An 11,815-nucleotide genomic window follows, 5' to 3' on the forward strand; every position below is an offset into this window, starting at 1 on the left:
GTTAATCCATTGATGATAGGGAAGGTCTATCACAGTTTAGCATCGGGTTTATCCTTCAGCAAGAGGTGGGCAACCCGGTCATGGCGGCTGGTCCTGCTGCTCGGGGGTGTTGGGCTGGTCAGTCTGGTGCCGGAAAGTGCTGGCTGGTCCGCAGGCTGTGTCTGTCTTGGCCTGATGATGCAGCTGGCCGCTCTGCTGTCCGGACGGCATCCGGGCTGGTTCGTGTTCGTACCTGTTGTAGGGGTACTGGGGTGGTATGCTCCGGCCCTGTCCAGAGTGTGTGACCAGCTGGCCATTTACGGGTTGATGTTGTGGGGGATGCTGTGGCTGTTTGTCCGCTCTCTCAGGCGGGAGCAGGTCCCATTGGTGACCCGGCTGGCCGGGGCCGTGCATGGGACTCCCCTGCGGGCGGATGTGCAGCGTTATACGGTGGGTGTGACATGGGCATGGAGCATTTTTTTCACTCTTGCTCTGCTGGCCCCTCTCATGTTGTGGCTCTGGGCACCACATGAGAGGGCATGGCGTTGGCCTCTTGAGGGAGGAACAGGCCTTGCGGCGGTCGTTTTCTTTGCTGTGGAGATGATCATCCGCCGTCTCGTCATCCGGCATTATGACCATTCCACCCTGAAGCAGAATTTCATGGCTGGCCGTGCCGTTTTCATGCGGAAGGACCTGAAATGAATGGCAGGTTTCTGGCTGGCCATTAAGGCCTGTCATCTGGCTGGGCTTTCGCTTAAGACACGGGCAGATGGGTGAATTTGCAGGGGATGGCCTGAAACATGATGGTATTGCTGCCAGTCTATCATTCTGAACCAGAGAGAGCGGGGCCATCCCCCTTGGCCACGATCTGCTATGGAGGGGCCAGTGGTGGGCTGGATGTGCGGAATGGTCGTGTCCACATGACATTGCCCGGGCCTTTGCCGGCGACCTGCGAACAGTGGTGTCCAGCATCCCTATCGGGTGAGACCCGGCACGAACAGGCTGCCAGAGGCCGGCAGGCAGGGCTGGAACAGGGGATCGGCTGGAGTGCAGAAGGTGATCTGCTTTTCGCTGCCTTCTGGGTGGAAGACCAGCCGGAGCTCTGCGAGGCGGTGCAGACCAGTTACGAAAGGCTGATCGGCCTGGCGCGGGGCAAGGGTTTTGGCCACATCTATCGGATGTGGAATTATCTGGGGGCCATCAATCAGGACAATGCCCGGGGTGAGGAACGGTATCGGGATTTCTGTAGTGGTCGTTCCCAGGCGTTTGAAGCCATGAGCATCGGTTTGGGTGAGCTGCCTGCGGCAACGGGCATTGGCCTCTCTTCCGGTGGTGTGGCTGTCTTCCTGATCGCCCATCGTCATGTGGGTGGTGTCAATCTGGAGAATCCCAGCCAGCTTCCTGCCTATCATTATCCGCCCCGTTACGGGCGGTGTTCACCGTCCTTTGCCCGTGCCACCGTCATGGAAGGACCAGATCGGACAGCTCTGTATCTCTCCGGCACGGCGAGCATCCGGGGGCATGAATCCGTCGGGACGACGGTGGAGGAGCAGCTCTCTGTCACGATTGAAACAATCAATTCATTGCTTGATGCGGCCCGGAAACGTTTTCCCCGTCTTGAAGCAGGGCGCTTTGAGAGCATGAAGCTCTATGTCCGTCATTCTGAAGATGCAGCGCTCGTGCGGGAGGGTATTTCACGGGCCTTCCAGTGCCCGCTGGAGCAGTCCCCGCTCTTCATTGCCGACATCTGCCGGGCAGAGCTGCTGCTGGAGGTCGAGGGGGTGTTTCTGGGGGGAGGGGGACGGCTGATCCGTATCGGCACAAAGGCTGATGGGAGGGTGTTCCCGCCTCATGGCGGCTCAACTGGGCCGGAGAGCTTGGCCCCTGGCAACGTAATCCGTTATTTATGGGAGATGGCCCATGAAAGGCCACATTGTTCTCTTCTCATGTGGAAGAAGATGTGGCGTCCCGTACGGGATTCGAACCCGTGTTGCCGCCGTGAAAGGGCGGTGTCCTAGGCCTCTAGACGAACGGGACTAAAGGCGCGAGGCGGTTAATAGGCAGGAACGGGGGTGGCGTCAAGCCCGTGCGGCATCAAAAATGAAAAAAGTAAGATTTTCCCGTTCCTGCCATGTTTCCAGACGCAGCTGCCCGGCTACATGCAGCAGGGGGCGGCTGCGATCTTCCAGAAGATCGGTGAAGTGTTTGTCCCCAGCCCGAAAGACCAGCCCCTTGATCCGGCTGTAGCCATCAGCATCCTGAAGAATGACACGCAGTGTGTTGCCATCCTGCCCGATCCGATCGGCCTTCACGCAGCGGACATCCCGTATGGCCAGCAGGGGCTCCTCATTGCCCGGCCCAAAGGGGGCCAGCAGGGCGATCTGTTGGGCCAGTGTGGGGGTAGCCCCCCTGATGGTGACGACACCATCCAGCAGCAGGTCATCTTGGGGGGGGAGGTGACGGGCCTCATCAAGGGCTTCATCCAGTCGGGCATGGAGGGCGGCGCAGTTTTCTTCTTTTACGGAGAATCCTGCCGCCATGGCGTGTCCTCCCCCCGTCAGGAGCAGGCCGGACTGATGGGCCTGGATGATGGCTGCTCCGATATCCAGACCCGTGACGGAACGGGCAGAGCCTTTCACCACACCATCCTTCAGGGCACCGACCAGAGCAGGACGGTTGAATCGTTCCTTCAGCCGCCCGGCCACGATGCCAACCACACCGGGGTGCCAGTCATCACCATGCAGGAAAATGACCGCATGACCGGCCTCAACCTGTTCCCGGGCCTGCTCGACAGCGGCATCCAGAATGTGGCTTTCCACGGTCTGGCGTTTGCGGTTGATGTCATCCAGCTCTTCAGCAATGGCCTGTGCTTCATGCTCGGACTGGCTGAGGAGCAGCCGCAGGCCGTGATCAGCCCTGGCAATGCGTCCACCAGCATTGATGCGCGGCCCAAGGGCGAAGCCGCAGCTCATGGCGCTGGCATTGGCCTTGACCCCGGCCACATTGGCCAAGGCGGCCAGCCCGATCCGTTCACGGCGGTTCATGACCTTCAGCCCCTGTGCCACAAGAGCACGGTTGAGGCCCTGCAACGGCATGACATCGCAGATGGTGGCCAGAGCAGTGAGGTCCAGCAGGGCCATGGGGTCTGGGGCGTGATGGGTTTCAAACCATCCCTGCTGGCGCAGGGTGCGCTGGAGGGCCACGACTGTCAGGAAGGCAACGGCCGTGGCGCAGAGATGGCCCAGACCGGACTCGCAGTCCAGCCGGTTCGGATTCACGACCAGCCCTTTGGGCAGGCGCCGTCCATCCGGTTTGTGATGATCCAGAACGATCCGGTCGGCCTGCCCTTCAAAATGGTCCAGAACATCAATGGCCGCTGTGCCGCAGTCCACGCAGACAAGCAGGCTGGCGCCTTGATCCAGCAGGGATTGCAGCGCCGGAATATTGGGGCCATACCCTTCAGCCAGCCGGTCGGGGATGTGGGTGACGACATGGCAGCCCAGAGCCGTGAGTGTGGAGCTGAGCAGCGCCGTACCACAGGCCCCATCCACGTCATAATCGCCCAGAATGCCTATGGTTGCCCGAGCCTGTACGGCAGCTGCCAGCCGCAGGGCTGTGGCATCCATGTCCCGCAGGATGGAGGGGTTGGGCAAGGCATCACGCAGGCGGGGCCGCAGATAGGATTCCACCATTCCAGCCGAAATGCCCCGCCCGGCCAGAATGCGGGCAGCCAGTTCGGAGATGTCCATCTTCTGGGCGAGGGCCAGCGCAAGCCGGTTGTCCGTTTCAGCCAGGACAGGATGCCGCCAGACCCAGCGGCGCAGCCCCGCACTGCGCTGGACATTCAGGACAAGGGCGGGAGTGACCCGGGTATCAGGTTCTGGCTGGGACGTCGTCTGGAGCATAAGGGCGGAGGAGTGGCTCAAACCTTGTGGGGGTCGAAATGGTGGTAAGTCTCCATGTAACGGATTGTACCGCTTTCTGAACGCATCATGACGGAATGGGTACGGATGTAATTGTCGGAGGGATATTCAATGCCCCGTAGCAGGTCGCCTGCTGTCACGCCCGTAGCGCAGAAGAAGACCGGTCCGGCCGCCATGTCTGTCAGGCTGAGGGCCTGTGTGGGGTCGAGGTCGGGGCGGATCATGCGGCGGGTGCGGGTAATCTGCGCTTCATTCTCGAAGAGCAGACGGCCCTGCATCTGTCCGTTCATGCAGCGTATGGCGGCAGCGGCCAGAACGCCTTCCGGTGCGCCTCCGCTACCGGCGTAGATGTCCACGCCACTGCCAGGCAGGCAGGTGGCAATCACGGCGGCCACGTCACCATCGCTGAGCAGGCGGACACGGGCACCGGCTTCCCGTGCCTTGGCAACGAGCTCCTCATGACGCTGACGTTCCAGCGCACAGAGGACCAGATCGCTGACATCACATTTTTTTGCCTGCGCAAGGCTGGCAAGATTCTGGCCTATGGAGGCGTCAATATCCACCACGCCTTCTGGCAGGCCGGGACCTACGGCAATTTTCTGCATGTAGATGTCAGGAGCATGGAGGAAGCAGCCTTTTTGTGCCAGAGCCACCACCGTGATGGCATTGGGCAGACTGCGGGCGCAGAGATTGGTGCCCTCCAGTGGATCCACGGCAATGTCCATTTCCGGTCCGCCACAGCCCACTTTTTCACCGATATACAGCATGGGGGCTTCATCCATTTCCCCCTCGCCAATGGTGACGGTGCCATCGATGGCAACCGTATCAAAGGCTTTCCGCATGGCCTCAACAGCGGCGCCATCTGCCGCATTCTTGTCGCCACGACCGGTCCAGCGGGCGGAGGCAATGGCGGCGGCCTCGGTCACACGGGCCAGGTCCAGCCCCAGATTGCGGCCCGTGACCCGATATTCATGGGGAACGTGATGGGGCTGTTTGGCTGTCATGGCAGGTCTTCCACTTTCAGGGCTAGTGGAGTGCCTTTTATCAGGGGCATTTCCTCAAGGAGGGGCAGGATGTGGTTGATCCCGCCCAGCGTGACAGGCCCTGTCAGCAGGATGAGCTGTGCGTCGCCCTTCTGTGATGTGTGATGGTGTCCTTTCTCCACGGCAACATCTTCATTGCCGAGGACGGTGCGGATGTCTTCCAGAGCCGTTTCTGCCTCCACGGAGCCCTTCAGCGTGATGCGGAGATAGAAGCGGCTGACCAGGCCCTCCACCGGTTCGCAGGGAATGGGAGCCTGTTCATCTACCCGGCCCCAGAGAGGCAGGCCATGACCACGGGCCAGGTCGATCACGTCGGCCATGACGGCATCGGCCGTGGGGCCTTCCCCGGCACCCTGCCCGGAGATGGTGATGGGACCACTGAAGGGGCCTTCTGTCGTCAGGGCGTTATAGACGCCATTGACCTGCGCCAGCCCGGACCGTGCCGGGATGAGGCAGGGCTGCACCCAGGCTTCCACACGGTCTTCCGGCAGGCGTCGGGCCACGCCCAGCATCTTGATGGCATAGCCCAGCTTGCGGGCCTGATGGATGTCATCTGTGGTGATGCGCCGCATCCCGCTGACAGCCAGACTGTCAAAAACGATCGGGCGGAAGGCGATGGCTGTCAGGATGCTCAGCTTGTGGGCAGCGTCCCAGCCATCAATGTCGGCAGAGGGATCGGCCTCGGCATAACCCTTGTCCTGGGCCTCTTTCAGCACATCCTCGAAGGCACGGCCTGTTTCGGCCATTTCGGTGAGGATGAAGTTGCTTGTCCCATTGAGGATACCGCCCAGACGGGTCAGGGCATCAGCCGCCACCCCCTCCCGGACTACCTTGATGGCCGGGATGCCACCCGCCACGGCGGCCTCGAACAGGAGAGGAGCTCCATGCTGGTGGCTGAGATGGGCCAGCTCTTCTGCATGGCGGGCGACCAGCGCCTTGTTGGCCGTCACGACGGCCTTGCCTGCCTTCAGGGCTTCTGTCACCAGCGTGTGGGCTGTTCCTTCGGCCCCGCCCATCAGTTCGACAACAACGTCCACATTCGGGTCATTGGCCAGAGCCACGGGGTCGTCATGCCAGTAGAGGCCGGAAAGGTCGATCCCACGGTCCCGCGTACGGTTACGGGCGCTGACGGCTACGACCTCGATGCTGCGGCCGGTGCGGTGGCGCAGCAGGTCTGCATGTTCACGCAGCAGACGGATGACGCCCGTACCCACTGTCCCGAGGCCGGCAATGCCCAGCCGGAGCGGGGATGTGACGGAGGATGAGGCAGTGTTGCGATGTACGGAAGTCATGAGAGGCGGTTTCCTGTCAGGCTGTGGCCCTGCATGGAGGCAGGGCCGGGTGTGGCATTATGGTTTGAGGGCGCTGTGCTGGTTCATGAAGTTTTTGATGGACCGTGTGGCCTGGCGGAGGCGCTGGTTGTTCTCCACCAGCCCGATACGGACAAAGCCATCCCCGTGTTCCCCGAAGCCCAGCCCCGGCGCCACGGCAACCTTGGCTTCCTTCAGAAGAAGCTTGGAAAATTCCACGCTGCCCATGTGGGCGAACTGGGGAGGAATCGGAGCCCAGGCGAACATGGAGCCTTCCGGTGTCGGAACATTCCACCCTGCTGCATGGAGGCCACGTATGAGCACGTCACGCCGGTCCTTGTAGAGCAGACGCATGTTCTCCACATAATCCTGCGGACCGTTCAGGGCGGCGGTGGCTGCAACCTGCACCGGTGTGAACGCTCCATAATCCAGATAGGACTTGATGCGTGTCAGCGCCTGGATGAGGCGGGGATTGCCAGCCGCAAAGCCGATTCGCCACCCCGCCATGGAATAGGTCTTGGACATGGAGGTGAACTCCACGGCAATGTCCTTGGCCCCTTCAATGGAGAGAATGGAGGGCGGGGGCTCATCCCCGAAGTAGAGCTCTGAATAGGCGAGATCGGACAAGACCCAGATGTTTTCTCTCCGGGCGAATTTGACAATCTCCCTGTAGAACTCCTTCGAGGCGAGATAGGCCGTCGGGTTGGAGGGGAAATTGATGATGAGCGCCGTCGGCTTGGGGACAGAGTGGCGCACGGCCCGGTACAGGGCCTCCAGCATGGCATCATCTGGCGAGGCCGGAACGGAGCGGACAGAGGCCCCGGCAATGATGAAGCCGAACTGGTGGATGGGGTAGGACGGGTTGGGGACCAGAATGGTATCGCCGGGGCTCGTGATGGCGGAGGCCAGATTGGCCAGCCCTTCCTTGGAGCCGAGCGTGGCGATGATTTCCGTTTCCGGGTCCAGCTTCACGCCAAAGCGGCGTTCGTAATAGGCGGCCTGCGCTTTTCGGAGGCCGGGAATCCCACGGCTGACGGAGTAGCCATGCACACGGGGATTGCGCAGCGTTTCTGCCAGCTTGTCGATGACATGCTGGGGGGGCGGGCTGTCCGGGTTGCCCATGCCGAGGTCCACAATATCCTCTCCGGCGGCACGCGCGGCGGCCTTGGCCTTGTTGACTTCGGCAAAGACATAAGGCGGCAGGCGGCGGATCTTGTGGAACTCTTCGGTCATGATACTCAATCAGTCAGATGGAAGGGAGCCGGGCTGGCTCCCGGGAAACGGGCATCCCATGTTTCATGAGGCTGGTCAGTCCGGCAAGGGGGGGCCAGCAGAAAAGACGGAATTTTTACCTGGTTCGTGCCTCTATGGTCCTGCGGCCTTCAGTGGGCGGGGGCAGTTCCGGCCCTGATGTTCTTTTCGTAAGAGACACGCACGCCATCGCCGATGGCCTCCCCTGTCAGGCGCATGTCGTCATGCGGCACGCCGAGGCTGGCCAGACGCTGGGCAACGGCCCGGGCCCGGAGCAGGGCCAGACCGATTTCATGCGTCTGTTCATCAGGAGAAAGGCCGCTTTGGGCGCTCAGGGTCGTGCCGAAGCCCCGGATGAGCAGGAGATGACGGTGTCGCTGGGCTACGATCTGGTTGAACGTGTCTGTCTGGTCTCCATCCAGATGGTCGGTATCGGCCTGGAAACGCACCAGAGCCCCGACCGGTGTGGCGGTATCGAAATCCGGTATGACGGGCAGAACCGTGCTGGGGAGTGAAAAGCCGGGGAAAAGCAGAGGCTTTGGCGGCTGGCCGGGGTCCGGCAGGTGGATGGGCAGCGCATGGGTGACGGGCTGGTAGATCAGGCTGGAGCCACTGCCTGCCGGGCCGGTGGACCTGTCCTGACGGATGATGGCCGGATGGCTGGCAGCAGGCCCGTTGCTCTGGCTTTCCAGCGTCATGGAACCGCCATTCTGGGGCTGGGGTGGTGGCGGGTTCATCATGCCGATGGGCAGGGCCCCGCCAGCAGCGGAAATGCGCTGGGAGTAGTTGCGATCCCGCTCCAGACGAGTCGTGATCATCGCCCGGGCATCGGCACTTGGGAATTCCGGCCGGGTGGTGGGGATGAGGGCGATGTTGGGGGCGGGCCTGTCATAACCCGGCGTGGGGGGGCGCAGCCGTCTGATCTCCCCGCCCATGATGTCGTGTGCGATGTCCCGTGTGGTGTCGATGGCATCACGGTGCTGGCAGCCTGCGGTGAAGGCAGGCAGGGCCAGCAGGCAGAGCCCGAACCGGAAGAGGCCGGCACCCCGTGTGAGGGTGGTGGAAATGGAACGGAAAGAACGGGTGAAAAGGCTGGGTGTCATGGTCCGGCGTGCAACAGGGCGGAAGGGGCAGGGCCAAAACAGGAAAGCCCCGGAATGAAAGGGTGGGGAGGCAGGATATGTGTCTCTTCCCTCGGACGCAATTCCTTACTGGGGAAGAAAGGGAGAAAAAGGGTCCTGATTCGATCATGGGAAATGATGAAAAAGCTGCAAGAAAGCGTCGTTTTAAGGCTTGGCAGAGAGGTCAAGCAGGGGCAGGATAGCGGCATGATGACATATGATGAATGCCACACCCATGATGTTGCCCGCCTGCGGGCTTCTGCCTCTTCTGGAGAGGATGTCCGCCATGGCACCGCCACGGTGCGTCCCCGCATGGAGGACGAGCCGGATGGGCCTCCGGAGGACGAGAAAAAGTCCGGCCCGGCCCCGGAGGTGGAGCGCCACCTCTTCGAGCAGCGCAAGGTGCTGATCTTCGGTGGAGTGAATGACCGCATGGCCCGTGACATTACGGGCAGGCTGCTGGCTCTGGCTGGGGAATCGGACAGGCCGATTGATGTTTACGTCAATTCTCCCGGCGGCCACGTGGAGAGCGGCGATACCATCCATGACATGATCCGCTTTGTGGATTCTGTTGCTCCGGTCAACATCATCGGTACGGGCTGGGTGGCGTCTGCCGGTGCGCTGATTTTTGCGGCGGGGCGTCCGGAGCGGCGTCTGTGTCTTCCCAATACCCGGTTCCTGCTGCACCAGCCGATGGGCGGCGTGCGGGGCCCGGCGACCGATATTGATATCGAGGCCCGCGAGATCATCAAGATGCGTGAACGTCTGAACAGGCTTTTCGCGCGTGAAACGGGACAGCCCTACGAGAAAGTGGCCCGTGATACGGACCGCAACTACTGGATGTCGGCGAAGGAGGCGGTTGAGTACGGGCTTGTTGGCCGCATCATTTCTTCGGCAGCCGATCTCGAACAGGCCTGAGTCCCAGCAAGGAAAGGAGCCTTATCGTGAGCGATGCATATAAAGCGGACGGGAAGAGCTCTCTGGCGGATATTTATTCCCATCTGCCGGATAGCCCATCCGAAAAAACGCTGGAGCAGGTGGACTACGATGCCCGCCACTGGAGCAGCCCGGTCAAAGGGCCGCTGAAGCCGGGTACCCCGGAGCACAAGAAGGCCATGGCCGACATGTTCCGGGAGACGTTCAACCCCTACAAGCCGTCAGTCATCCCCTGGCCGAAGCTGGACCCGGAGACGCTGCACCGCATCACCTCCCTGCCGATCTGGGATATCGCCGTGCAGACCGAAGGCAAGGCCCGCCTGCGCATGGCTGCCTATGCCGACATGCTGGACGACCCGGATGTGAAGGACGCCATTGCCCGTAATGCATGGGAAGAGAACCGCCACAAGGAGGTTCTGGCCCGCATGGTGGAGCATTACGGTATTCCGCTTGCCCCGGAAGACCCTTACATCGAACCGCGGGATACGGAATGGGCCTATCTGGTGACGGGTTTCTCCGAGTGCTGGGACAGCTTCTTCGCCTTCGGTCTGTTTTCTCTGGCCGAGAAGGCCGGCCTGTTCCCGATGGAGCTGATCGAGACATTCGAGCCTGTCATGCAGGAGGAGTGTCGCCACATCCTGCTGTTTGCCAACTGGCTGGCTTACCATCGTGCCGTCATGCCGCTCTGGCGCCGTCCGTGGTTCGAGATGCGGGTGATCGGTGTGCTGTTCTTCCTGCTTTATGAGCGTCTGAGCCTCGTCCGCAGCTTTGATGATGATGGCGTGGAGCATACGCAGGACAACAATTTCACCGTGACCGGTGCCCAGAGCATGACGGACAAGAAGGTGGATTTTGTTGAGCTGATGGAGCTGTGCCTCAAGGAGAACGAGCGCCGCTTTGCAGGGTATGACCCCCGCCTGCTGCGCCCGCAGATGGCACCGTTTGCGGCCCGCATGGCCCTGCGCGGTGTCAAGCTGTGGCGTCGCCTGCGTGGTCAGAAGGATGGTGATGCCCATCAGGCTGCCTGAGGGGTAGTGCCAGTTCTTGGGACTGGATGGAAAAAAGCCCTGCTCCAATGTGCTGGAGCGGGGCTTTTTGCATGAGGCGTTCTTTTGTCCCCCGCTGCTGGGGGACAAAAGGACCTTCCGTCAGCTTTTGCGGCGGTTGCCGGTGCTGGTGCTGTCCAGCGGCAGCTCATTGGATGAATCCGTATCATCCTCTGCCGACTCACCAACCATCATGTCTTCAGCGATGATGCCAGCATCCTGCCGGACCCGTTTTTCAATTTCCGCAGCCATTTCAGGATGCTCACGCAGATACTGCTTTGCATTTTCCCGGCCCTGGCCGATGCGGGTGCTGTCGTAAGAAAACCAGGCGCCAGATTTCTCCACCACATTGGCCTTTACGCCAAGGTCCAGCAGCTCGCCCATTTTGCTGACGCCCTCGCCATACATGATGTCGAATTCCACCTGCCGGAAAGGGGGGGCCATCTTGTTCTTGACGACCTTCACCCGTGTCTGGTTGCCCACGACCTCGTCCTTGTCCTTCACGGAGCCGATGCGGCGGATGTCCAGGCGGATGGAGGAATAGAATTTCAGGGCGTTGCCGCCTGTCGTGGTTTCCGGATTGCCGAACATCACGCCAATCTTCATGCGGATCTGGTTCAGGAAGATGATGGTGGTGTTGGAGCGGGAAACGGAGCCTGTCAGCTTGCGCAGGGCCTGGCTCATCAGGCGGGCATGGAGGCCGACATGGCTGTCCCCCATTTCCCCTTCCAGCTCGGCCTTGGGCACGAGGGCAGCGACAGAGTCCACGACCAGAATGTCGATGGCCCCGGAGCGGACGAGCGTATCAGCAATTTCCAGAGCCTGTTCCCCGGCATCTGGCTGGCTGAGCAGCAGATTGTCGATGTCCACCCCCAGCTTGCGGGCATAAATGGGGTCCAGCGCATGTTCAGCATCAATGAAGGCAGCCGTACCGCCCTTTTTTTGCGCTTCAGCCACGGCGTGGAGAGCCAGCGTGGTCTTGCCGGAGCTCTCCGGGCCGTAAATCTCGATGATGCGGCCCCGTGGCAGCCCACCGATGCCCAGCCCGATATCCAGTCCCAGCGACCCGGTGGAAATGACATCCACCTGCTCCTTGGGCCGCTGGCCCAGCCGCATGATGGACCCCTTGCCGAAGGAGCGTTCGATCTGGCTGAGAGCGCCATCCAGCGCTTTGCTTCTTTCTGCGTTCTTGTCTGCTGACATGAA

Annotated in this window: 10 protein-coding genes, 1 tRNA gene and 1 pseudogene; 4 read left to right on the top strand and 8 right to left on the bottom strand. The window is 61.4% G+C overall.

The features are described 5' to 3' along the window. Window positions 1-9: 9 nt before the first annotated feature. Together J8Z04_RS03460 and J8Z04_RS09505 are read left to right on the top strand one after the other, a co-directional pair. Window positions 10-681 carry a COG4648 family protein gene (locus J8Z04_RS03460; protein ID WP_192848528.1) on the top strand — a complete coding sequence of 224 codons (672 nt, stop codon included), beginning with the start codon at window positions 10-12 and terminating at the stop codon, window positions 679-681. 218 nt (window positions 682-899) lie between these two features. Continuing rightward, window positions 900-1,274: pseudogene (locus J8Z04_RS09505) on the top strand (chorismate transformation enzyme, FkbO/Hyg5 family); the annotation flags it as partial. 399 nt (window positions 1,275-1,673) lie between these two features. On the opposite strand, the gene J8Z04_RS03470 reads toward J8Z04_RS09505, so the two are convergent. The 7 genes from J8Z04_RS03470 to J8Z04_RS03500 form a co-directional block, all read right to left on the bottom strand. Further along, a complete protein-coding gene (locus J8Z04_RS03470) occupies window positions 1,674-1,832 on the bottom strand; it encodes a hypothetical protein (protein WP_212125572.1) in 159 nt (52 codons plus the stop codon). Window positions 1,833-1,940: 108 nt separating this feature from the next. Next, window positions 1,941-2,016, bottom strand: a tRNA-Glu gene (locus J8Z04_RS03475). A 41-nt stretch (window positions 2,017-2,057) separates the two neighbouring features. After that, window positions 2,058-3,884: a single-stranded-DNA-specific exonuclease RecJ gene (recJ, locus tag J8Z04_RS03480; protein WP_192848530.1), complete on the bottom strand. Its 1,827-nt coding sequence runs from the start codon at window positions 3,882-3,884 to the stop codon at window positions 2,058-2,060. 17 nt (window positions 3,885-3,901) lie between these two features. Continuing rightward, on the bottom strand, window positions 3,902-4,906 hold the full coding sequence (gene glpX / locus J8Z04_RS03485) for a class II fructose-bisphosphatase (protein ID WP_192848531.1): 1,005 nt from the start codon (window positions 4,904-4,906) through the stop codon (window positions 3,902-3,904). Next, window positions 4,903-6,237 carry a homoserine dehydrogenase gene (locus J8Z04_RS03490; RefSeq protein ID WP_192848532.1) on the bottom strand — a complete coding sequence of 445 codons (1,335 nt, stop codon included), beginning with the start codon at window positions 6,235-6,237 and terminating at the stop codon, window positions 4,903-4,905. Before J8Z04_RS03490 ends, glpX begins: the two co-directional genes overlap by 4 nt. Window positions 6,238-6,294: 57 nt before the next feature. Beyond that, window positions 6,295-7,488 carry an LL-diaminopimelate aminotransferase gene (locus tag J8Z04_RS03495; protein ID WP_043561808.1) on the bottom strand — a complete coding sequence of 398 codons (1,194 nt, stop codon included), beginning with the start codon at window positions 7,486-7,488 and terminating at the stop codon, window positions 6,295-6,297. Between the two features lie 149 nt (window positions 7,489-7,637). After that, window positions 7,638-8,609, bottom strand: a complete 972-nt coding sequence (locus J8Z04_RS03500; protein WP_192848533.1) for a hypothetical protein — start codon at window positions 8,607-8,609, stop codon at window positions 7,638-7,640. A 330-nt stretch (window positions 8,610-8,939) separates the two neighbouring features. Here J8Z04_RS03500 and J8Z04_RS03505 point away from each other — a divergent pair, with 330 nt between their 5' ends. Both J8Z04_RS03505 and J8Z04_RS03510 read left to right on the top strand, forming a co-directional pair. After that, complete coding sequence (locus J8Z04_RS03505) at window positions 8,940-9,545, top strand: ATP-dependent Clp protease proteolytic subunit (RefSeq protein ID WP_181005240.1); 606 nt, start codon at window positions 8,940-8,942, stop codon at window positions 9,543-9,545. A gap of 26 nt (window positions 9,546-9,571) precedes the next feature. Then, entirely contained in the window at window positions 9,572-10,591 is a 1,020-nt protein-coding gene (locus J8Z04_RS03510; RefSeq protein WP_081562520.1) for a hypothetical protein, read from the top strand. A 120-nt stretch (window positions 10,592-10,711) separates the two neighbouring features. On the opposite strand, the gene recA is transcribed toward J8Z04_RS03510, so the two are convergent. Continuing rightward, window positions 10,712-11,812 (bottom strand): recombinase RecA, encoded by a 1,101-nt coding sequence (gene recA / locus J8Z04_RS03515; protein WP_052349241.1) that lies wholly within the window; start codon window positions 11,810-11,812, stop codon window positions 10,712-10,714. Window positions 11,813-11,815 lie beyond the last annotated feature (3 nt).

This window comes from Bombella apis (assembly GCF_018221685.1).
GTDB lineage: Bacteria > Pseudomonadota > Alphaproteobacteria > Acetobacterales > Acetobacteraceae > Bombella > Bombella apis.